Origin of the sequence: Leptotrichia buccalis C-1013-b (assembly GCF_000023905.1) — a bacterium.
In the GTDB taxonomy this organism is placed as follows: Bacteria; Fusobacteriota; Fusobacteriia; order Fusobacteriales; family Leptotrichiaceae; genus Leptotrichia; species Leptotrichia buccalis.
Window position 1 is genome coordinate 1,534,530 of record NC_013192.1, and the last position, 22,049, is coordinate 1,556,578.

At 30.2% G+C, this 22,049-nt stretch carries 23 protein-coding genes; 6 read left to right on the forward strand and 17 right to left on the reverse strand.

The window, feature by feature from the left end; translation table 11 throughout:
• Positions 1-18: 18 nt before the first annotated feature.
• Positions 19-567, reverse strand: coding sequence for a CDP-diacylglycerol--glycerol-3-phosphate 3-phosphatidyltransferase (pgsA, locus tag LEBU_RS07170; protein WP_041760955.1), 549 nt, complete (start codon positions 565-567; stop codon positions 19-21).
• Positions 568-615: 48 nt separating this feature from the next.
• On the reverse strand, positions 616-2,718 hold the full coding sequence (gene pnp / locus LEBU_RS07175; protein WP_015769672.1) for a polyribonucleotide nucleotidyltransferase: 2,103 nt from the start codon (positions 2,716-2,718) through the stop codon (positions 616-618).
• A 500-nt stretch (positions 2,719-3,218) separates the two neighbouring features.
• Between pnp and LEBU_RS07185 the strand changes: the two genes are divergently transcribed.
• On the forward strand, positions 3,219-3,710 hold the full coding sequence (locus LEBU_RS07185; protein WP_015769673.1) for a hypothetical protein: 492 nt from the start codon (positions 3,219-3,221) through the stop codon (positions 3,708-3,710).
• 428 nt (positions 3,711-4,138) lie between these two features.
• On the opposite strand, the gene LEBU_RS07190 is transcribed toward LEBU_RS07185, so the two are convergent.
• The 4 genes from LEBU_RS07190 to LEBU_RS07205 all read right to left on the reverse strand — a co-directional run bounded on the left by LEBU_RS07190 (position 4,139) and on the right by LEBU_RS07205 (position 7,932).
• Positions 4,139-5,659 (reverse strand): ABC transporter permease/substrate-binding protein, encoded by a 1,521-nt coding sequence (locus tag LEBU_RS07190; protein ID WP_015769674.1) that lies wholly within the window; start codon positions 5,657-5,659, stop codon positions 4,139-4,141.
• 308 nt (positions 5,660-5,967) lie between these two features.
• Positions 5,968-6,486: an NAD(P)H-dependent oxidoreductase gene (locus LEBU_RS07195; protein ID WP_015769675.1), complete on the reverse strand. Its 519-nt coding sequence runs from the start codon at positions 6,484-6,486 to the stop codon at positions 5,968-5,970.
• A gap of 132 nt (positions 6,487-6,618) precedes the next feature.
• Positions 6,619-7,461, reverse strand: a complete 843-nt coding sequence (locus tag LEBU_RS07200) for an ABC transporter ATP-binding protein (RefSeq protein WP_015769676.1) — start codon at positions 7,459-7,461, stop codon at positions 6,619-6,621.
• A gap of 15 nt (positions 7,462-7,476) precedes the next feature.
• Positions 7,477-7,932: a MarR family winged helix-turn-helix transcriptional regulator gene (locus tag LEBU_RS07205; RefSeq protein WP_015769677.1), complete on the reverse strand. Its 456-nt coding sequence runs from the start codon at positions 7,930-7,932 to the stop codon at positions 7,477-7,479.
• 114 nt (positions 7,933-8,046) lie between these two features.
• On the opposite strand from LEBU_RS07205, the gene LEBU_RS07210 reads away from it, so the two are divergent.
• From LEBU_RS07210 to LEBU_RS07230, 5 genes are all read left to right on the forward strand, one after another.
• Positions 8,047-9,033: a zinc-binding alcohol dehydrogenase family protein gene (locus LEBU_RS07210; RefSeq protein WP_015769678.1), complete on the forward strand. Its 987-nt coding sequence runs from the start codon at positions 8,047-8,049 to the stop codon at positions 9,031-9,033.
• 78 nt (positions 9,034-9,111) lie between these two features.
• The gene (metH, locus tag LEBU_RS07215; protein ID WP_015769679.1) at positions 9,112-12,621 is read left to right on the forward strand and encodes a methionine synthase; all 3,510 of its coding nucleotides are present in this window, start codon (positions 9,112-9,114) and stop codon (positions 12,619-12,621) included.
• A gap of 76 nt (positions 12,622-12,697) precedes the next feature.
• The gene (locus tag LEBU_RS07220; protein WP_015769680.1) at positions 12,698-13,237 is read left to right on the forward strand and encodes a hypothetical protein; all 540 of its coding nucleotides are present in this window, start codon (positions 12,698-12,700) and stop codon (positions 13,235-13,237) included.
• Complete coding sequence (locus LEBU_RS07225; protein ID WP_015769681.1) at positions 13,225-13,602, forward strand: hypothetical protein; 378 nt, start codon at positions 13,225-13,227, stop codon at positions 13,600-13,602. Before LEBU_RS07220 ends, LEBU_RS07225 begins: the two co-directional genes overlap by 13 nt.
• A 99-nt stretch (positions 13,603-13,701) precedes the next feature.
• A complete protein-coding gene (locus tag LEBU_RS07230; protein WP_015769682.1) occupies positions 13,702-14,289 on the forward strand; it encodes a hypothetical protein in 588 nt (195 codons plus the stop codon).
• 97 nt (positions 14,290-14,386) lie between these two features.
• On the opposite strand, the gene LEBU_RS07235 is transcribed toward LEBU_RS07230, so the two are convergent.
• The 11 genes from LEBU_RS07235 to obgE form a co-directional block, all read right to left on the reverse strand.
• A complete protein-coding gene (locus LEBU_RS07235) occupies positions 14,387-15,244 on the reverse strand; it encodes a hypothetical protein (protein ID WP_015769683.1) in 858 nt (285 codons plus the stop codon).
• A gap of 64 nt (positions 15,245-15,308) precedes the next feature.
• Positions 15,309-15,665, reverse strand: a complete 357-nt coding sequence (locus LEBU_RS07240) for a cupin domain-containing protein (RefSeq protein WP_015769684.1) — start codon at positions 15,663-15,665, stop codon at positions 15,309-15,311.
• Between the two features lie 42 nt (positions 15,666-15,707).
• The gene (locus LEBU_RS07245) at positions 15,708-16,325 is read right to left on the reverse strand and encodes a DUF1003 domain-containing protein (RefSeq protein ID WP_015769685.1); all 618 of its coding nucleotides are present in this window, start codon (positions 16,323-16,325) and stop codon (positions 15,708-15,710) included.
• Positions 16,326-16,613: 288 nt separating this feature from the next.
• Complete coding sequence (locus LEBU_RS07250; protein WP_015769686.1) at positions 16,614-17,291, reverse strand: OmpA family protein; 678 nt, start codon at positions 17,289-17,291, stop codon at positions 16,614-16,616.
• Positions 17,252-17,500, reverse strand: a complete 249-nt coding sequence (locus LEBU_RS07255) for a hypothetical protein (protein WP_238974477.1) — start codon at positions 17,498-17,500, stop codon at positions 17,252-17,254. The genes LEBU_RS07250 and LEBU_RS07255 overlap by 40 nt, the downstream gene beginning before the upstream one ends.
• A gap of 25 nt (positions 17,501-17,525) precedes the next feature.
• Positions 17,526-18,023: an FAD-I family protein gene (locus tag LEBU_RS07260; RefSeq protein WP_015769688.1), complete on the reverse strand. Its 498-nt coding sequence runs from the start codon at positions 18,021-18,023 to the stop codon at positions 17,526-17,528.
• A gap of 70 nt (positions 18,024-18,093) precedes the next feature.
• The gene (locus tag LEBU_RS07265) at positions 18,094-18,468 is read right to left on the reverse strand and encodes a hypothetical protein (protein WP_015769689.1); all 375 of its coding nucleotides are present in this window, start codon (positions 18,466-18,468) and stop codon (positions 18,094-18,096) included.
• A gap of 21 nt (positions 18,469-18,489) precedes the next feature.
• Positions 18,490-18,876, reverse strand: a complete 387-nt coding sequence (locus LEBU_RS07270) for an adhesion protein FadA (RefSeq protein WP_015769690.1) — start codon at positions 18,874-18,876, stop codon at positions 18,490-18,492.
• 224 nt (positions 18,877-19,100) lie between these two features.
• A complete protein-coding gene (locus tag LEBU_RS07275; RefSeq protein ID WP_015769691.1) occupies positions 19,101-19,553 on the reverse strand; it encodes a PTS sugar transporter subunit IIA in 453 nt (150 codons plus the stop codon).
• Positions 19,554-19,587: 34 nt separating this feature from the next.
• Positions 19,588-20,493: a tRNA (adenosine(37)-N6)-dimethylallyltransferase MiaA gene (miaA, locus tag LEBU_RS07280; protein WP_015769692.1), complete on the reverse strand. Its 906-nt coding sequence runs from the start codon at positions 20,491-20,493 to the stop codon at positions 19,588-19,590.
• Between the two features lie 214 nt (positions 20,494-20,707).
• On the reverse strand, positions 20,708-21,991 hold the full coding sequence (obgE, locus tag LEBU_RS07285) for a GTPase ObgE (protein ID WP_015769693.1): 1,284 nt from the start codon (positions 21,989-21,991) through the stop codon (positions 20,708-20,710).
• Between the last annotated feature and the right edge of the window lie 58 nt (positions 21,992-22,049).

Here is a 22,049-nt window from a genome sequence, read left to right on the forward strand (position 1 = left end):
CAAGGTTTCTATTTTTTATTATTTATTTAAAACATTTTTACATTTTAACACATATTCAACTCCTGAAACTACAGTTAATATTAATGGAATTAACAATAATATGTTATTTACTGTAGAACTAAAAGGTATTAAAATTATTAACGTAAGTGCAATCATTTGAGTTGCAGTTTTCCATTTTCCAAGACTCTCAGCTGCAATGACAACTCCTTCAGCCGCCACAATTGAACGAAGCCCCGTTATCAGTAATTCTCTGAATATTATGATTATTACAAACCACAGGCTAATTTGACTGAATTTTGCAAGTGTAACCAAAGCCGAAATAACAAGGATTTTATCTGCCAATGGATCTAGCAGTTTTCCTAAATTTGTAATCAAATTATATTTTCTTGCGATTTTTCCGTCATAATAATCTGTGATAGCTGCTCCTACAAAAATAATTGCTGCAAATACTCTCATTGTCATAGTAATCCCTGTTTTATCTGTATATTCCAGAGCTAAACTCAGGAAAATCACAAACGGGATAACTAGAACCATTCTTAATATAGCCAATTTATTAGGTAAATTCATTTTCATCCGTTTCACGCTCCTTTGTAATTTATAATTAGTTTTATTGCTTTATTGCTTTAATGCTTTCATGCTCAAGTTAAATTTATCTTCGTTTTCCATTGAAATTACCTTAACTCTCACATTTTGCCCTTCTTTTAGTGCATCTTCAGTCTTTTCAACTCTCTTGTTACTTATTTCAGAAATATGTAAAAGCCCTTCTTTACCAGGTAATACTTCCACAAATGCACCAAATTTCATCAGTTTTGTAACTTTTCCTTCATAAATTGTATTTAATTCAACTGACTGAGTTTGTCTTTTTACAAGTTCCAATGCTTTTTTCATATTTTCAGATTCTTTTCCAAAAATCGAAACAGTTCCGTCATCTTCAATATCTATTGAAACTCCTGTTTCATCAATAATCGCTCTAATTACTTTTCCACCTGGTCCGATAAGTCCAGCAATTTTGTCAGGACTAATTTTCAGAATTTCAATTTTTGGTGCATTTTCAGAAACTTCTGCTCTTGGCTCACTAATTACAGCTTCCATTTTATCAATAATGAACAATCTTCCTTCTAATGCCTGTCTTAAAGCTATTTCCATTATTTCTCTTGTAATTCCTTCAATTTTTATATCCATTTGAATTGCAGTAATTCCATCTTTTGTCCCTGCAACTTTAAAGTCCATATCTCCCAGATGATCTTCAAGTCCTTGAATATCAGTAAGTACCGTAAATGTATCTCCTTCTTTTATAAGTCCCATTGCAATTCCTGCAACTGTGGATTTTATAGGTACTCCAGCAGCCATTAATGCAAGCGAGCCTCCACAAATTGAAGCCTGTGATGATGACCCATTTGATTCTGTAATTTCAGAAACAAGTCTTACTGTATATGGGAATTTGTCTTGCTCTGGCATAACGTATTTTAAGGCTCTTTCAGCCAAGTTCCCATGTCCCAGTTCACGACGTCCTGGTGCACGCATAAATCCTGCTTCTCCAACTGAATATGGCGGGAAATTATAGTGAAGGAAGAATTTTTTACGTGTTTCATCTTCCATTCCATCAATAATTTGCTCGTCTTCCTTGCTTCCAAGCGTTGCAACAACTAATGCCTGAGTTTCTCCACGTGTGAATAATGCAGAACCGTGTGGCACTGGAAGTGTGTCGATTTCTACATCAATTGGACGGATTTCAGTAGTTTGACGCCCGTCAGCACGATATTGCTTGTATAAAATAGCATCTCTGACAAGTCTTTTTTCAACATCTCTATAATATTTCTTAAATTCTTTTTCAAGATTTTCATCAATTTCTTTATCTTCATTTTCAAGTTTTTGAACATATTTTTCAAAAAGTTCTATTTCTAAGTTATCAATCGCTTCATATTTTTCCAGTTTACCTGGTGTCATTATAGCCTTTTCAACTTCATTTTCAAAACCGTCAATAAATTCCTTGATTTCAGGATCTACTTCCTTTTTCTCAAATTCATATTTTTGTACATCAAACTGTTCCAAGAATTTGTCTTGCTCTGCACAAATTTCCTTAATTTTTTCATGCCCAAACATAATCGCTTCCAGCATAACTTCCTCAGAAACTTCCTTAGCTCCAGCCTCTACCATTGTTACAGCATCTTTTGTACCTGCAACTGACAATTGAATTTCACTTTCTAACAATTGTTCACCTGTTGGATTCAAGATGTATTCTCCATTAATGTACCCAACTGTAACTCCAGCCACAGTTCCTGCAAATGGAATATCTGATAATCCTAAAGCGGCAGAAACTCCAATTATAGCAAGGTTTTCTGGATAATTCACTTCATCATAAGAAAGCACCGTAACTACAATATGTACTGCATTCAAAAATCCTTCCGGAAATAAAGGTCTGATTGGTCTGTCAATCAATCTTGAAATCAAGACTTCATCAGTTCCTGGCTTAGTTTCCCTTTTTATAAATCCACCTGGAAATTTCCCTGATGCATAAAATTTTTCGATATAATCAACTGTTAAAGGGAAAAAATCCTGCCCCTCCCTGACATCCTTACTTCTAGTCGCTGTAACTAAAAGCATTGTCCCGCCACATTGAACAACAACTGAACCTCCAGCTTGACGTGCGATTTTTCCTGTACTTATTTTAATTTTCTGGTTTCCTAAATTAAAACCATAAATTTTCTCTTCAAACATTTTTCCTCCTAAAATTTATTTATTTTTTAAGAAGGGAGCAAATAATAGTAAAATCTTTCATCAAATTTTTAATAAAAAACTTTACAATTACTTACTCAAAATACCTTCTTAAAATTTTTATAATTATACCATTTTTTCGTAATTTTTACAAATCTAAAAAATTAAAGGGACAGAGTAAAAAATATTATCAATTAAAAATTCTTTTTGGCTATTTTTTTAATATTTTAGAATTTAGCAATTATATTGAAGTTAATTTTTTTGGTAAATACAAATTATTTTTCCCACCATATCTTAAAAATTTATTTTTTTGAAAAGTTTATAAAAAGAAGCCGTACACAAAATTTTTACTCTATTGACGAAATAATTTTAAAAAATTTTAAAATTTCACAAAAAAGACACAAATTTTACATAATTTTGACAAAATTTATTGATATCATATTCTTGTCGATAAGGAAAGACGTAAAAAATAAAATTATAAATAAACAATTGGAGGAATTATTATGAAAAAAATAGGTAAAAAGAAAATTTTAGGACTCGCTTTATTAACATCGTTATCAATATTTGCAGGTACTACGCTTACAGCAGCAAATAATGCTAATAAAAAAACTACTACTGCAAATAATACAGCTAATGATGAATGCAGACCACCACATAAATTGCGAAAAGACTCAAATGGGAATTTTGTAGATGAAAATGGAAATGTTATAAAAAAACCTAATCCCGCTAAAATTGAAGAATTAAAGAAAAAACTAACTAATGGAAAAATTACAAAAGCTGAAGGTGCAGAAATTGCAAAAATGCTCGAAAGAAGAGGCCCTCACGGAAGACCAAATGATAAAGAGGCACCAAAAAGATTAACTGATACAGAAATTCAGTCATTAACAAATTCATTAAACAGCGGAAAAGTTTCAAAAGAAGAAGCTGTTAAATTGATTGAGATGCTAAATCATAAACCTAGAGGACCTAAACCTGATAATATGCCTTCAAATTAACTTGTTAATAAAAATCGTATTAATAATAATGCTAACTGAATAAACTTTACATCTTATTATTTTACTAAACTAATAAAATCAAATATTTTCAATCTTTAAATAATTATAATATAAAGATAATAATAGAACTATCCTTAAAACTCTAAAAAAAAACAGTAAAACCTAAAAATTCCACTGTTTTTTCATTATCAATTAAATTATTTTAAAATTAACTGAACTACTTAAATTACTTAGATTAATAAATTGCTCTAAATTCTATCCCACTTCTAAAGTTTTTTCATATTCATTTGGACTTACAAACCCTATCTTGAAACAAGAAATACTTTTTTTATATTTAATTTTATTTATTAATATATTATCAAGCTAAGTACAACAAAAAATGGGATATAATGTCATATATCCCAAGTTCTTTATATATACTCTAATAATTATTTTTTTATCATTCCATTTTTAATCAAATATTCCTTTGCCACATCATAAGCCTTTTTCCCATTAACTCCCACTTCAAAGTTCATTTTACGCATTTCATCATCTGTGACTTTATTGTGTAATTTATTCAAGATTTGCTCTAATTTCGGATATTTTTTCAAAGTTTCTCTTTTCATTAAAGGAGCTCCCTGATAAGGCGGAAATAAATTCTTGTCATCTTCAAGAACCGTCATTTTATACTGTTCCAGCTCACTATCCGTAGAATAAGCATCAATTACATTTATATCTCCGCTTTGCACAGCCACATACCTTAATTTTGGTTCAAATTCCTTAACATCAGGAAATTCAAAATTATAAAGTTTCTTCATTCCTTTATAACCATCTTCCCTGTCAACAAATTCCCGTGTAAATCCAACTTTTGCCTTGTCCTTCACTCGTGCCAAATCCGATATTTTGGTAAGATTATTTTCGCTTGCAAATTTTTTCGAAACTCCAACTGCATAAGTGTTATTGTATGCCATTGGTTTTAACAGAACCATGTTATATTTTTTCAAAATTCCATTTCTAGCCTGCTCATAAACTTGCTCTTTTATATTGCTGCTTGGCGTTTCGTTAAGGAATGTGAATACTACAGTTCCTGTAAATTCAGGATAAATATCAACTTCTCCTGATTTTAAAGCATTAAAGTTAAATGATGTAGTTCCAAAGCCTGATTTTAGTTCCACATCCACATTCATTTCATCTTCAATCAGAAGTTTATACATATTTATCAATATTTCCGGCTCTGTTCCCAATTTTCCCGAAATTACAATTTTATCTCTTTTGCTTTGCTTATTCATAACTAAATTTCCAGCAAAAAATACCATAAATAGAGCAATGAATGAAATTAAAATTATTTTCCAGTTTTTATTTTCCAGTTTCTTTAATACAAAATCAAACAGAACTGCTAATAACGCCGATGGAATCGCCCCAAGTAAAATCAAGTCCATATTATTTCTGTCAAGCCCAAGCAAAATCAATTTCCCAAGCCCACCTGCACCAATTAACGAAGCAAGTGTCGCTGTTCCAATGATAAGAACTGTCGCTGTACGGATTCCAGCCATAATTACAGGCATCGCAAGTGGCAACTGAACCTTAAAAAGCTGTTGGATCTTATTCATGCCCATAGCCCTTGAAGCCACCATATACATTGGATCAACGCCATTTATTCCCGTATATGTATTTCGTAAAAGTGGAAGCAAGGCATAAATTACAAGTGCTGTAATTGCAGGTTTTCTGCCAATTCCCATTATTGGAATAAGAAGTCCTAGCAAGGCAAGTGATGGAACTGTTTGCATTACTGCTGTTAGTCCGATAATTATTTCTGCTATTTTCTTTTTATATGTCAAATAAATTCCAAGCGGAATTGCGATAATCAAGGCAATTACAAGTGCATAAAATGAAATCTGAATATGCTCAAGAACAGCCTTGAAAAACTCCTCTTTACGCTCATAAAATACCTGAAAAAAGTGATTATTCATAATTTTCTCCTTCAATTTCTAAAATTTAATTATTTAAAGTTCAATTAGGATGTATCTAAAAATTTAAAATCTATCTTGTTTTTTATAGTAAAACTACTTTAAGACCAAACCCAAAGTCTACGAATATTTTACTCAAGCCCTTGGTTTTCATAATTTTAATAGTTCAATTTTACATGGGTTCGAGTATATTTATGGATTGTTATAAAACAATATTGTTATTTTTGACTTAAAAAATTTTCAAAAAATCATCATTTTAATAGTTTTCAGCATGCCTAATTATGACTATTTATTTAGAGTTTTATCTAATCTTATAAATTATTTTCTATATATTCTGCATATTTTTTTGCACTTTCAGCAATTTTTTCATCACTTAAATCAGGCATTACTCCAAATAATGAATAAATCGGCAATTCAATTCCTTCAACATGAGCTATGCTTAATACAAAAGGTTTTAACACCTCTTTTATTGTCAATCCATTTGTTCCATCATATCTTGATGCAATTCCTCCAGTTGTGACTGCAATACCTATTTTTTTACCTTTAAGCACTTTATTTTCCCCATAATGAGCTGCCATAAATACTGTATCTATCCATTCTTTAAGTAAAGATGGACAATTAAACCAGTATAAAGGAAACTGCAATATTAAAGTCCCTGTTTCAGATAATAATTTTAATTCTTTTTCAACGTCAATTTTTCCATCGGGATATTTTTCATAAACATTATAAAGCTCTACATTTGATAATTTTTCAGCTTCTTTTTTAAAAGCTTTATTTGCTCTTGAATTTTTCATATCAGGATGTGCCATAACTACTAATGTTTTTTTCATTTTTATTTTCCTTCTTTCTTTCAAACTTTTCATATTTGTCTTATTAATAATTTATTTTCAAAAATTATTAAAATTACTTCTTTATTAAGGCATGTCTGAAAACTATTAAAATAATGATTTTTTGAAAATTTTTTAATCTTTACTTCTATAATTTTCTATTTCCATAACCAGTTTCTCATATTCCCCATTTGCCTTTAATTTCTCAATAATTTTTTTATCAATTTCATTTTCAGCATTCTTATTTTGCTCCAAACTGATAAATTCCCTTACAAATTCATCTTTCGGATTATTAATTAATTCGGATTTCGTCCCAGATTGAAGAATTTCCCCATCCTTAATTATAAAAATTCTGTCTCCCAGATAAAAGGCTTCTTCAATATCATGTGTTACAAAAACAATTGTTTTATTAATTTTCTGCTGCAATTCCTTTATGTCTTTTTGTAAACTTTTCCTTGTAATCGGATCTAAGGCACTAAAAGGCTCATCCATAAGTATAATTTCAGGATTCCCTGCTAATGCTCTTGCAATTCCGATTCTCTGTGCTTCCCCGCCAGACAGTTCAGACGGCATTCTCTTCAGATATTTTTCACTTTCCAGCCCAATCATTTCCAGAAGTTCCTCTGTCCTTGCCTTAATCTCCTCTTTCTTCCACCCTTTCAGTTCAGGCACAATACTTATATTTTCTTCTACTGTCAAATGTGGAAATAAAGCCACTTGCTGTAAGACATAACCCATATTCCAACGCATTTTATGAATATTATATTCAAAAATATTTTTCCCTTTTATTTCTATTTTTCCAGAAGTCGCATCCTCCAGCCTATTTATCATTTTCAAAGCTGTAGTTTTTCCGCTTCCCGAAGTTCCGATAAACACAATAAATTCTCCTTCATTTATCGAAAAATTTATATCTTTTACAGCTTCATTTCCATTCGGATATACTTTATTCACGTTCTGAAATTCTATAATTTTGTTCATATTCTCTCCTTCCCGTTATTTCTTGCTTCTTTCCTTTTCAACCTTCTCTAAATTTTGCGAAATTCTTTCCAAAAAACCTTCACACATCTCAATTTCCTCTTGAGAGAAACCTTCATAAACATAATTTGTCATAGTTTCAGAAATTTCCTCATATTCTTTTTTAAAGCCCTGTGCATACTCTGTAAGTCTTATCAGCACTTTCCGTCTGTCATCAGGATGTGGTGCTCTTTCTATCAGTCCAGCCTTTTCAATCCTATCCAGCATCGGTGTAAGTGTATTTATCGCAAGCCCCGCTTTTTCCGACAATTTTTTGCACGTTATATTATCCTTCTCCCAGAGTATATGCAAGATTTTCCCACGTTCACCATTAAAAACGGTAATTTCTCTTTTTGAAAGAATATAATTTAAGATTCTATCGTGCGTCTGCTTAATTTTGCTTATATATATTCCTAAATTTACTTTTTTATTCATTATAGCCTCCTAACCTAAACAAAATTTTCTTGACTTTTTACTTCTATATAGTATAATACTATAAAGAATTATTTTTGTCAATTAAAATTTAAAAAATAAGAAAGGAATTTTACTATGTTAAATAAAAAAAATACTATGAAAGCTGTTGTTCTTGAAAAACCTTGTACTGCTGATGAATTAAAAATTCAAAATATTGAAATTCCGAAAGTAAAAGATGGCTGGGTGCTTATAAAAATCAAGGCTTTTGGAATAAATCGAGCCGAAATATTTACTAGAGATGGATTTTCTCCTTCTGTGAAATTGCCACGTGTGATTGGAATTGAATGTGCTGGCATTATTGAAGATGCTTCTGATAGCCATTTTCAGAAAGGAGATAGAGTTTTCACAATGATGAATGGCTTGGGACGTGAATTTAACGGAAGTTACGCAGAATACACGCTTGTACCATCTTCTCAAGTTTATCCGATAACTCTTTCAGAAACAGACTGGACAAAACTCGCGGCATATCCTGAACTGTATTATACCGCTTATGGTTCTTTATTCAAAAGCTTAAAATTGAAAAATACCGACACTTTATTAATTCGTGGTGGAACAAGTTCAGTCGCCCTTGCTTCAATTCAGCTTGCCAAAAGTTTTGGAAATACCGTAATTGCAACTTCAAGAAGTAAAACTAAAGCTGAGTTTTTAAAAGAAATTGGAGCAGACTTTGTCTTAATTCAAGATGAAACTTTTGACAGACAATTACGAAAATATTTTCCAGATGGAATTGACAAAGTTCTCGATTTAATCGGTACTCCTACTTTGAAAAATTCTTTAAAATCTGTGAAACAAGGTGGAATAGTCTGCATGACAGGCTGTCTTGGAGGATGGGTAATTGAAAATTTTGAGCCGCTTGACGAAATTCCTTCAGAATCTTACTTAACTTCATTTAACAGCACAAATGTCAATAAAAATACAATAAAAGATATGTTTGAATTTATTGAAAAATATAATATTAAACCACGAATTTCAAAAATATTTACATTAGATGAAATTTCTTTGGCACATAAATATTTGGAGTCAAATAGTGCCAATGGAAAAGTTATTATAAATGTTTTATAAAAAATATTACTATATACACATATCACTTTTTATGATAGAATAATACAATAAAAAAATCTATACTATAGGAGTGATTAAATGCAAAAAAATCTATACAAAAATTCTTACAATTTATTACAAAATGATTTGAAAAATAAAATATTATTGCTGGACGGAGCGATGGGAACGATGATTCAGCAGGAAAATCTGACTGCTGATGATTTTGGCGGAGAAAAATATGAAGGGTGTAACGATTATCTTGTGTTACAAAGACCTGATGTTATTAAAAATATTCATAAAAAATATTTGGAAGCTGGAAGTGATATTATTGAAACTAACAGTTTCGGGGCTTTGGATATTGTCTTGAAGGATTATGACTTAGAAGACACAGTTTTTGAAATGAATAAAAAGGCGGCGGAACTTGTAAATGAAGCTATTGCTGAATATAGAAGCGAACATCCTGAAGTTACACGAAATCTTTATGTTGCAGGAGCATTGGGACCTTCCAACAAGTCTATCAGCGTTACTGGAGGAGTAACTTTTGAAGAGCTTATTCATACTTACTATACCGCTGTTTCAGGGCTTATGGCTGGTGGAGTTGACTTAATTCTGTTTGAAACTATTCAAGATACGAGAAACTTGAAAGCGGCTTATTTAGGGCTTAAAAAGGCTATGGAAGAAAATTATACTGTGCCATTAATGCTGTCATTTACGATTGAAAGTACAGGAACTACACTTGCAGGACAGACTGCGGATGCCTTTTATTACGCTGTAAACCACATGAATCCATTTTCTGTGGGACTGAACTGTGCGACTGGACCTGAATTCATGACACAGTTTTTAAAAACATTAAATAATATTTCAAATACGTATATTTCGGTTTATCCAAATGCGGGGCTTCCTAACGAAGACGGAGAATACGAGGAAACTCCAGACACATTATCAGCAAAAATTGAGCCGTTTTTCCAAAATAATTATTTAAATATTGTTGGTGGATGTTGTGGAACTACGCCTGAACATATTCAGAAAATTAAGGAAAAAAGTATAAACTATTCTCCAAGAGTTATTGATGAAAACAAAGATTTTAACGATGTATCAGGGCTAATTACTCTAGAAACGCCAAAAGATCGACCAATTTACGTGGGGGAACGTACAAACGTAATAGGTTCACGTATTTTTAAAAACTTAATTGCCAGCGAGAAATTTGACGAGGCAACAGAAGTTGCCAGACTTCAGATTAAGGGGCGTGCGGACGTAATTGATATTTGTCTTGCAAATCCTGATAGAGATGAGATTGCAGATATGAAGGCATTTTTAGATAAAGTAGCGAAATTTGCGAAAGTTCCGCTTATGATTGACTCAACTGATATAAATGTCGTTAAGGAAGGGCTTACTTATTTACAAGGAAAAGGAATTATAAATTCGATTAACCTTGAAGATGGGGAAAAGAAATTTACTGATATGGCAAAAGTTATTAAGGATTTTGGGGCTTCTGTCGTTGTAGGGCTGATTGATGAGGAAGGAATGGCTGTTTCTGTAGAAAGAAAACTGGAAATTGCCAGAAGAAGTTATGAACTTCTTACAAAAAAATATGGAATTGACGAAAGAGATATTATTTTTGACACGTTAGTTTTCCCAGTTGCCACAGGAGATCAGAAATACATCGGTTCTGCCACAGCAACAATTGAGGCAATCAGGCAAATTAAAGATGAAATGCCGAATGTAAAGACAATTTTAGGAGTAAGTAACATTTCATTTGGACTGCCAATCGCAGGAAGGGAAGTTTTGAATACTTACTATATGCAAAAAGCCTACGAAGCTGGACTTGACTATGCGATTGTAAATACTGAAAAAGTTATTCCAATGAGTGAAATTTCAGATGAAGAAAAGGAATTATCAGAAAATATTTTATTTCACACAGATGACGAAAATGTATCAAAATTCGCAAACTTTTACCGTGAGAAAAAAGCTATTCAAAAGGTTGTCGATACAAGCAATATGACTATGGAAGAAAGAGTCGCAAATCTTGTTGTTGAAGGAAGTAAAAAGGACTTGAAAATCTGCTTGGATGAATTATTAAAAAAATATTCTCCGATTGAGATTATTAACGGTCCTCTTATGGACGGGATGGATGAAGTTGGAAGATTATTTAACAATAACGATTTAATCGTTGCCGAAGTTTTGCAAAGTGCGGAAGTTATGAAAGCCTCTGTTTCACATCTGGAACAATTTATGGAAAAGGACGAATCTTCTGTAAAAGGTACTGTAATTATGGCCACTGTTAAAGGGGATGTTCACGATATCGGAAAAAATCTGGTTGGAATAATTATTGGAAATAACGGTTACAAAGTAATCGACTTAGGAATAAACACGCCTGCCGAAAAAATCCGTGAAGCAATCATTGAGCATAAAGCCGACTTTCTAGGACTTTCTGGACTTCTTGTAAAATCTGCCACAGAAATGGTAAATACTATGGAAGTTCTTCACGAAGCTGGCATTGATATTCCAATATTTGTGGGAGGTGCGGCACTTACAGAAAAATTTACTGTAAATAAAATCGAACCTGCCTACAAGAATAACATTGTAATTTACTCAAGAGATGCAATGACGGCACTTGCCGACTTGAACAAAATGATCGATGAAATAAAATTTAGAGAATTTAAGGAATATTTGCAAAAACGTAGAGAATTAGTGACAATTAAAGATGCGAAAAAACTTGAACAGTTGAAGGTTAAACCAACAGTAAGCGATATTAAAGATGCTGATGGAACATTTGATTTTTCAAAGGTTGAGCTGCCAAAATACGACTTTGAAAAAATTTACAAGCCACAAACGTTAAATAAACAAATTATAACAAATATAAAAGCAAAAGATGTATTCCCATTCATAAATTTACAAATGCTAATTGGAAAACACCTTGGAATGAAATGGATTGTAAATAATTTAATTGAAAAGCAGGATCCTAGAACAATAAAATTATACAATGAAATTTTGGATATTATCGAAAATGGCGATGAATATTTTGATATAAAAGCCATCTACAAATTTTTCCCTGTACGTCGAAAAGCTGGAGAAAAAAAGGAAGATTTCAAAATTGAAGTTTTATCAGACGACTTGTCAACTGTTTTAGAAACATTTGATTTCCCAAGACAAAAATACGGACAGTATTTATCATTAAATGATTATGTAAACCCAGATGGAATCGACTACATCGGATTTTTTGTCGCAACTGCAGGAGAAAAATCAAGACTTGTTTCAAATGAACTTAAAGAAAAAGGTGAATTTTACAGAGGGCATATTGTAAACTCTGTAGGACTTGAACTTGCTGAAGCAGCATCTGAATATATTCACAAGATGATGCGTCAGGATGTAGGAATTATTGACAAGGACATCTCCTTAAACGAAATTTTAAATGCTCAGTATCAAGGAAACCGTTACTCTTTCGGCTACCCAGCCTGCCCAGACCTGAGCGACCAAAGAAAATTATTCAATTTGTTGAAACCAGAAAGATACGGAATTTCACTAACAGAAGAGTTTATGATGTACCCAGAAGCTACGGTAAGTGCAATTGTATTCTCACAGCCGTTCTGTAAATATTTTAATATGTAGTTTTTTGAATTTTTTATAAGTGAAGTGTATTATTTTAACTTATATAATGCACTTTTCTTATGAAAGGAGAAACAAAATGTATCAAATAATAAAAATGATTCTATTAAGTTCAATTTTTATGGATTATATTGATATTCAAAAGTTGGATAAAAACGTATTTACAATACATATTATTGAAATAATGCTTGTTTTGTCACTAATTAATGGAATTATAAATTTATATGACGAAAAAAAATTTTTTATAATTGAATTTCTTATGATTATTTTATTTCATCTGGCTGGAAACAAGATTATTCTAGAAAATCTTTCATTTTTTTGGCAATCAATAAAATTAATCGGCGTTTATATCCTTCATCTTCTTATTACAACTGATGTTGGAATGGATGATAATAATATCAATCCTTTTTCTAAAATTGAATGGACAATAGTTTCAATTACTGTTTTAATATTTTTACTGCTAATGTTAATTTTTAATATTGAAATTAACAGTTTAAGCATTCTATCACTTTATTGCATTACATTATTTGAATTAAAAGGAATTTTTATAAACATTACAGAATATATAGAGAATCAGAAGAAAATTGAAAAGGAAAATAGAGATAAATGGCAAAAATAATAATTCGTGATAAATTAAAATTTAGGATATTCCCAAAAATACTTTGGATCGATAATGAAAAGATAAAATTAAAATCAAATTCTGAAACTATTTTTGAAACTGATGAAAAGTATGTAATCCTTTCAGAAAATATGGCTAAAAATAGAAAATTAGGAATAAATCTTGAAGATAAAAAAGAAATTTTAATAGAAATAAAATATGATTTTTTTAGGTTAATTACTGTATTTTTAATAATTCCAATATTTGTAGTTATTGTAAAATTATTTTTACTTTCAGAAGTTGAAGCCAGTCATTTAGGTACTTTTGCTGGGGTTCTTATTGTTGTTCTGTGGAAAAGAGAAAAATTTGAAGTAGTTGAAAATTAAAATCATTGACTTTTTCAATTTTATATCGTATAATTATTATATAAAAAACAGAAAACAAATTACCTTGAATATAAATGGTAATTATAAGGAGTGATGGAATTGAATATTTCAAAAAAAATTATTGTACTTTTATTTTTAATGTCATTATTATTTTCTTGTGGAGATAATAACAGCAAAAATGGAGATACTGCTAATACTACTGCTACAAAACAAAAAAGTAATTCTGGCAATACAGAAACTAAAGATAAAGCTGAAAATACAGTACAAGGTACCAGATATGGAAGTGATACTGTTGGTTACGTAACAAAGCCTGAGAATTGGCTTGAATTTACAGATCCAAACTCGTCTCCAACTGCGGTTCAGTTAAGTATTGATCCGGTAAACATTGTAACTTTAGATATAATTTCTAAAGATGGGAAAGCAAATTCAGAAAAAGCTGCCTATGTACTTATGCAAAAATATCTTAATGAAGGAATTCCTAAAGAAAATATTACTTTAGATCCTGTTGATGTAAATGGATATCAAGGTACAAGTTTAACAATAAAGTATAAAGATGGTACTATAATGATCGTAAATTGTATTGATTACGATGGTAAAGTTTATTTTATCTCTATGGAAGGACTTCAAAATAGACAAACATTAATGGAAATGGCAAAAGTTATTGAAACTTGGAAGCCAACTAAATAAAAATTGAAATTAGAGAATATTTTAAACAATTTTTCAAAAAAAAATTAGAGTCTATTAAAATTAACTTGGACTCTAATTTTTTATTTAAATTATGAAACTATTTTGATTTACTTTGTTGATATTCATCAATTTTTTTCATAATGTTATCCCATAATTTATTTCCTTCTTGTACTACTTGTTGTCCAACTTCACTTGATGGAAAATCTTTTATGCCTTTTTCTATATCTTTTAACACTCCTAATGCTTGTTCCACTCTCTTTTCTGCATTAATTTGCTGCAATATATGCTGTTCTTTTCTCTTTTCAAGCTGTTTTGGACATTCCTTATCAAAGTTTGCATCTCCAGTTGTTGTACATTTTATATTTTTTACAGATTTATTTGATTTTTTGACACTTTCCAATACTTTTTCACCATTTTTAATTCCTTCATCAGCATCTTTCTTGTCAAAGCTTTTTTTCATAGCATCTATTAAACTTTCTGTATTTCTCGTACTTTCAGCGAAAAAACTATCAAGTCTTTCTCGTTCCCTTCTTACATTTTCCTGAACTTGTGCATCGTTTGAACCAGAAATTATGTTATTTTGAACGAATGGAGTCTGTTTCTCTTGATCCTGCTGATTTTGATAGTTTTGATTCTGACCCTGATCCGTTGTAACTTGTGCCATTGTTCCTGTTGACTGCTGCTGAACTCTCATATTATCAGAATTATTGTTTTCGTATAAATAAAGATTATAAAATCCTCCAGCAAATAAAGCTATTAATGACCCATAAAACAGTCCTTCTATTACCTTATCATTAGTTGTCTTGGTATCCTTTATTTTTCCTATAGCTTCATTTTTTCCAAGTCCTTCTTCAATATATTCTTTTAATACTTTTCTATTTTCAATACTCTTTTTTACAAAAGGTATTCCAGTTGCAATTACGACAACTAATGCAAATATTAAAAACAATAACATATTAATCACCTTCCTATTCCGCTTTTCATGTCTAGAAATTACTATTATTAGTAACATCTGGCTATTAATCAAAAAAGATACAAACCCATATACAACAAGGACTTTTACTTGTGTAACTGACTCTATGCTTTTCCATTCTGTTGATTAAAACTGTATCTCCTTTTAATAATTTTAATTTTTTATTCTTAGTTCTACTTTTGTTTTCAATTATTTTTTCATTTTTTTTTAGATTCTTTTTCTCAAAAAATTCAATTTCAGCTTCCCCTTGAATTAAAATTACAAATTCATTTTTTTCAGAAACTTGCCAATCTGTTATCTGTCCAGTTGAAATAATTTTTTCAATTTTTATATTTTCATTTTCTGCCAAAATTTTGATAATTTCTTCATTTTCTGATAAATCTCTTAAATCAAAAATATTCATTTTTCCCTTTTCTCTCCTAAATTTACAAATTCACAAACTCGATTATGTTCCTTTTCTGTCATTTTCTGAAATATCAATAAACTTGTATTTCCTCTTTTCCTTTACTGTCGAGCCTTTTTTCTTTGTTTCTAATTCTAGAACTCGTTTTGCCATTTCATTCTGCTTTTCAATCAAATCATCTAATTTATAATGTAAATCTTCTATTATAATTTCATTTTTTAAATTTACCTTATAATCATTTTCTGATTTTTTTTCATCAAGTTTTTTCATTTTGTTCTGATTAAAAATTATCAATGCGCAAAAAATAAACATAAAGAATGACAAAATGACATTTAACACTACAAATGAATATGGATTGAATTTTTTAGCTACAAGAAAAAATATATTTATTATGCCCCATATTAAAATAAATATGCCCATTGAATAAATAATTTTTTTACTTCCTATAAAATCAGAAAGTTTATTTGAAAAATTTTTTTTATCTTTTTCCTCTTCCTTTACAATTTTTGAAACTTTCTGTTCCAAAAGCATATGAATGATTTCTTCCCTTTTTTTATCATCATCCACATCCTTCAGCATTTTTTTCAATGTTTCTTCTTTTTTTCCATTTACACTTTCCATCCTTAATCTATTATTTTTTTCTTCAGCCCTACTTTTCAATTTTGAACTTCCCTTCTCGTATATTTCAACAGTATAATACCATTTTCAGAAAAAAAATACAAGTAAATAAATATTTTTATTAAAGCCATAAATTTCTTTTATAATCAAAAGGAGACTGTTTCATAAAATTACCATTATGAGACAGTCCGAAATTTTATAAAATATATCTATAACTGTTTAAAAAATGTAAATTTACTTTCCTTACAAACAAAAAATAAAAAATTGCCTAATCTTCCAATAAAGAAATAATTAGACAATTTATAAAAAATTAATTAATAAATTCTGTTTCTACTGATCTTCTGATTGATCGTCAAATTGAATTTCAGCTCCAGATGCTGGATCAGGAGAAACTACATTTCCATCTTCATCCTTACATATTCTAGTAACCGCTCTATCAAATTTTTCACCATCACGATTTCTAACGTCGAATTCAATTCTTCTATTTTGAGCTCTACCTTCATCAGTTTCATTTGTTGCAATTGGTTCAGATTCACCTTTAGAATCTATACCACGAATTCTTGAAGAACTTAATCCTAATTCTATTAATCTATCTTTAACAGCTTTCGCTCTTCTCATTCCTAAAGCCATATTATATGCATCAGAACCTTTAGAATCTGTATGTCCTGTTATACCAACGTTGTAATCTTTTTCATTCAAGAATTCTTTCAAGATTCCTAATAATCCATTATAATAAGGTTTTACATATGATTTATCAAAGTCAAAGTTTAATGCACCTTCATCAAATACTATTGGTTGTATTGGTCCCATTATATCTTCACATGTTATCTTTTTAGCTGGTACTGTATTATCTCCTGGTTCTTCAATTTCAAGCGCATTAATTCTGATTGTATTTTCTCTCATTTGAGTAGTTGTTAATTTTCTAGCTGATAATGGTACAGCAGCAACTAACAATCCGATTGCGACGATTATTGATCTTGTTGATTTTGATTTTGTTGTTCTACCCATCTTTCAGCCTCTCTTTCTAACGATCTGTATTTTTGGCTACCTGGATTCGGTTTATTTTCGTTCAAATAATCTTCTATATGATTCAATCTTTGTGTATTAAAATCTACTAATTTTGCATTTGTACAAGACAAAGCTCCTAATCCTACTAATAATAATACTAATTTTTTCATATTTTTCATTTCCTTTCCAACTCTAAATTTATTTTTCAAAAGATTTTACAATCGTTTCTTTAGTCTAATTTGTTTTGAATTTATTTTGAATAGCATCTAATTTTTCTTCCATTTGTTCTAACATTTCATTTGTTTGATTGTATTTTTCAATGTTACTGTTGATTTGTTCAACTCTTCTTTTAATTCTTTGAATTTCTACATCCATCATTTGACTGTCAGACATATTTTTTCTTTGTGCTCTCAATTGTCTTGCTTCTGTTTTTCTTTGAGATGCTAATCTTTCTCTTTCAGCTTTTGCTTCAGCTTTTGCTTTGGCATCGTCCATTTTTCTACGTGTTTTTTCGCTCATTCTAGATGTTGATCCACTAACTGGAGTTACTGTAACTTCAACATCATCATCAGAATCAGTTGTAACAGTTTCCGCTTTTGATGGACGTGACTGTTTTTGTTTACCTAATTTGATTAATCTTTTTACATCAGCATCAGTATTTCTTTGAGCCGAAAATGATATTTGGTTCATCGCTAATACCATAACAGCTGCTAATCCTAATATTTTTTTCATCGACTTTCCTTTCCTGATAACATTTATAAAAAATATTATTTTTCATAAATAAATTATCTTGATTTTTAGTTTACTTTTTAGCTTTTCTAGCTTTTCTGATTCCATCTCTTTTTATAACACTATCAAAATCTCCAAGTTCTTTTTCTTCTCTTTGAACACTTCTTACTACTCTTTCATAGAAGTCTATTCTTTCTTTTGCTTTAGCCATGTTGTATTCTAATTTTTCAATTTGTGATTTTGGTTTAACTATTTCTTTTTCTTCAACTACTCCACCTTGTTCTTTATCAATTGTTACTAATTTTTCTGTTTTAGTTCTTGGTGTTTCTTTTAAAGTTTTATAGTAACCGTCTCTAGCATTTTTCAATGCTTCCTGTGCAGAATCTGCCATTACAGGTACTGATAGCGCTGCTATTATCCCACACAATAATAATTTTTTTGCTTTCATTTTTATTACCGTTCCTTTCTATTAATTCATTACTGATAATAATGCATCTAATTCTGCTACTTTTTGTTCTTTTTCAGCTATACTTTTGTTTATTTTTTTGTAGAAAGTATTGACATTGTGTAAGATATTTTTATATTTATCTCTATGCCATCTTACTTCTGAATCCACTTTTAATTTTTCGATTAATTTGTCTCTACCTTCGTTTTTAGCTTTCAGGTCTTCTATTTCAGCTTCCAATTGTTCTTTTTGTTTTCTGTAAGCTTCTTTTTGTGCTTCTTCTTTTTTGACCAATTCATTAAATTGGTTTTCAATTGAATCTAGACTACCTTCTAAACTGTTTGCTTCAGCAGAGAAACCTATTGATGAAACCATCATTATTCCAACTAAAAAGAATATTGTCTTTTTCATTCGATTTTCCTCCTAATTATTTAATTTCATAACAATAAATGAATATGAAATCACTATTAAATCACTTACCTATCATCACTTACCCTTATTATACCAAATTATATAAGAAAATACAAATAATTTTTCAAATAAAATGAAAAAATTAATTTTTTTTATATAAATAACCTTTTAAAATCAGTAAATATAATAACATTTTTAATATTAAATTTCTTTAAATCAAAGTATTATAATTTTAAATTTTCAAAAATTTCTTCCACTGTTTCAGCTTTTTCAATTTTTTCAATTACTTCTTCTTCGTAAGATAATTTTGAAATTTCAGCCAGTAAATCCAAATGTTCTCTTTTTGTTTCTTCTGGAGCTGCAATCATAAAGATTAATCTTGAAGGCTCATCATCCATGCTTTCAAAATCTACTCCTTCATCAGAAATACCTAATGCAAGGGAAAGTTTTTTTACAAGCGGTGTTCTTGCATGAGGAATTGCAATTCCATCTTGCATTCCAGTAGGTGTCAATTTCTCTCTTTCATTTATTTCCCTTACAAATTCTTCTAAATCCTCTGAATCAATTACTCCATTTTTCACAAATAATTGTGCCACTTCCTTAATAATTTCTTTTTTAGTTTTTCCATTAAGGTGTAATTTTACTCTTTCTGGTGTCAAATATTCTAATATTTTCATATATTTTTACAAGACGAATCTTGTAATCTCCTTTCTAAAATTTTTCCCATTTTTTAAGAATATCCTTTATTATTTTATTTTCAGATACTTCTGATAAATTATAGGTAATATAGTTTTTTTCTTTTCTAAACCAAGTCATTTGCCTTTTTGCATACCTTCTACTTTCTCTTTTTATTTCATCAACTGCTTCTTCTAAAGTAATTTTTCCATCAAAATACAAAAATAACTCTTTGTAGCCTATTGATGATATTTTGTAAAGGCTTTTTTCATACTTATCGTATATTTTTCGAGCTTCATCAATAAGACCTTTAGAAATCATTATATCTACACGTTTATTAATTCGGTCATAAAGTTCATTTCTATCTCTTGTGAGAAATATTTTCAAAAATTTATAATTATTATTTTTTATATTTTTAGTCCTTAATTCACTAAATTTTTCTCCCGTTAAAAGACAAACTTCAATAGCCCTAACCAATCGCAGTTTATTAGATAAATCAATTTCACTGTAAGATTTTTCATCCAGCTCTTTTAACATTTCCTGAAGTTCCTGAAGGTTTTTTATTTCAAGTTCTGCTCTTATTTTTTCATCTTTTGAAGGCAGTTTTGCAAATCCATCTGTAATTGATTTTATGTAAAGACCCGTACCACCTGCAATAATAACATTTTTTCCATTTTTTTGACAACTTTCATTTAAAATATTATTTACAGCCCTTTCAAAATCTCCCACAGAATAATCTTCATCAGGATTTACAACATCAATCATATAATGCGGTATTCCCTGCATTTCCTTCTGTGTTACCTTTGCCGTTCCAATATCCAGTTCTTTATAAACTTGAGAGGCATCCGCTGAAATAATCTTTGCATTTATTTTTTGAGCAAGTTTTATTGATAAGTCTGTTTTCCCAACTCCAGTTGCACCTGCAATTACAATTCCTTTCAAATTCTTTATATTCTTTATTTTTTTACCTCCAAATTAATATACACTCAAATCTCTTTAAAATCAAACTCATAAAATTTATTTAGTGTTTAAATAAAATAGTTATAATCTATGAGTTCAGTTTTGAAAATAGTATTACTATAAGTAAACCACATTTTTTCTTTTTTTCAATATCTTTTTTGAAAAAATTTTAAATACAATTTCATATTAAAACGATCTAAATAATATATTCAAATTCATACCCAGCAATAATTATAACATCTCCTTCTTCAACTCCAGCCTTTTCAAGCTCTGTTTCCATTCCAAGACTTCGCATTTTCTGAAGGAAATTTATAATTCCCTCTTCTCCAATAAATACATATTTTTTAAGGACATCATCTACAATTCGCCCATCCACTTCAAATACATGCTCATCATTTCTTTTAATAATCCAGTCGTCTTTTTTATTATTTTTTTGAATTAATTCCTCAACAGAATGAACTTCTTCCAACTCTTCCCTAGGTATTTCCTGTATCATTTCCCACGCTTTTGATAAAACTGGCTTTAATCCATCATTTGCGATTACAGAAACAGGATACACATATTTTATACCTTTTTCCTTGACAAATTTTTCAAATTCATCATACTTTTCATCTTCATAAAGCATATCAATCTTGTTAGCGACAACAATTTGAGGTTTATTTGCCAATTTTTCACTATAATTTTTTAATTCATGGTTTATTTTTACAAAATCCTCCTCTGGATTACGCCCATCCAGTCCTGAAATATCCACAATATGAATAATCAGCTTGCATCTTTCAATATGCTTTAAGAATCGATCTCCAAGCCCCACTCCTTCGTGAGCTCCTTCAATAAGTCCTGGCACATCTGCCACTACAAAACTTTCCTCATCTCCCATTCTAACAACTCCCAATTTAGGCTTTAATGTTGTAAAATGATAACTTGCAACTTTTGATTTGGCAGCCGAGACCTTATTAATGAAACTTGATTTTCCAACGCTTGGATAACCTACAAGAGCCACATCAGCAAGCAGTTTCAATTCCAGCTTTATTTTTAACTCTACACCTTCACGTCCACTTTCTGCAATTCTTGGAGCTTTTTTTACTGATGATTTGAAATGAATGTTTCCACGTCCACCATCTCCACCTTTTAAAAATATTACTTTTTCATTTGGATTATCCAAGTCGAGCAGCAGTTTATTAGTTTCAAAATCTCTAATCATTGTTCCAACTGGAACTTTTATAATCAAGTCTTCCCCTGATTTTCCAGTAGAACGTGCAGCAGACCCTTTTGTTCCGTCTTGTGCCTTAAATTTTTTACTGCTCTTAAAATCCACAAGCGTGTTAATATTTGGATCAGCAATAAAGACAATATCTCCTCCTTTTCCGCCATCTCCACCGTCAGGTCCTCCAAACTGGACAAATTTTTCACGCCTGAATGTCGCAGCTCCATCTCCTCCTTTTCCAGAAATTACTGTAATTACACTTTCATCAATAAACATTTTATCATCCTTTTCTTTTTATATTTCTCTTTTCATTCGTTTAATAAATTACTCAAAC

Bases quoted from the DNA above. Each gene is read 5' to 3' on its own strand.
- pgsA (WP_041760955.1), bottom strand. From the start codon at position 567: ATGAATTTACCTAATAAATTGGCTATATTAAGAATGGTTCTAGTTATC.
- pnp (WP_015769672.1), bottom strand. From the start codon at position 2,718: ATGTTTGAAGAGAAAATTTATGGTTTTAATTTAGGAAACCAGAAAATT.
- LEBU_RS07185 (WP_015769673.1), top strand. From the start codon at position 3,219: ATGAAAAAAATAGGTAAAAAGAAAATTTTAGGACTCGCTTTATTAACA.
- LEBU_RS07190 (WP_015769674.1), bottom strand. From the start codon at position 5,659: ATGAATAATCACTTTTTTCAGGTATTTTATGAGCGTAAAGAGGAGTTT.
- LEBU_RS07195 (WP_015769675.1), bottom strand. From the start codon at position 6,486: ATGAAAAAAACATTAGTAGTTATGGCACATCCTGATATGAAAAATTCA.
- LEBU_RS07200 (WP_015769676.1), bottom strand. From the start codon at position 7,461: ATGAACAAAATTATAGAATTTCAGAACGTGAATAAAGTATATCCGAAT.
- LEBU_RS07205 (WP_015769677.1), bottom strand. From the start codon at position 7,932: ATGAATAAAAAAGTAAATTTAGGAATATATATAAGCAAAATTAAGCAG.
- LEBU_RS07210 (WP_015769678.1), top strand. From the start codon at position 8,047: ATGTTAAATAAAAAAAATACTATGAAAGCTGTTGTTCTTGAAAAACCT.
- metH (WP_015769679.1), top strand. From the start codon at position 9,112: ATGCAAAAAAATCTATACAAAAATTCTTACAATTTATTACAAAATGAT.
- LEBU_RS07220 (WP_015769680.1), top strand. From the start codon at position 12,698: ATGTATCAAATAATAAAAATGATTCTATTAAGTTCAATTTTTATGGAT.
- LEBU_RS07225 (WP_015769681.1), top strand. From the start codon at position 13,225: ATGGCAAAAATAATAATTCGTGATAAATTAAAATTTAGGATATTCCCA.
- LEBU_RS07235 (WP_015769683.1), bottom strand. From the start codon at position 15,244: ATGTTATTGTTTTTAATATTTGCATTAGTTGTCGTAATTGCAACTGGA.
- LEBU_RS07240 (WP_015769684.1), bottom strand. From the start codon at position 15,665: ATGAATATTTTTGATTTAAGAGATTTATCAGAAAATGAAGAAATTATC.
- LEBU_RS07250 (WP_015769686.1), bottom strand. From the start codon at position 17,291: ATGGGTAGAACAACAAAATCAAAATCAACAAGATCAATAATCGTCGCA.
- LEBU_RS07260 (WP_015769688.1), bottom strand. From the start codon at position 18,023: ATGAAAAAAATATTAGGATTAGCAGCTGTTATGGTATTAGCGATGAAC.
- LEBU_RS07265 (WP_015769689.1), bottom strand. From the start codon at position 18,468: ATGAAAGCAAAAAAATTATTATTGTGTGGGATAATAGCAGCGCTATCA.
- LEBU_RS07270 (WP_015769690.1), bottom strand. From the start codon at position 18,876: ATGAAAAAGACAATATTCTTTTTAGTTGGAATAATGATGGTTTCATCA.
- LEBU_RS07275 (WP_015769691.1), bottom strand. From the start codon at position 19,553: ATGAAAATATTAGAATATTTGACACCAGAAAGAGTAAAATTACACCTT.
- obgE (WP_015769693.1), bottom strand. From the start codon at position 21,991: ATGTTTATTGATGAAAGTGTAATTACAGTAATTTCTGGAAAAGGAGGA.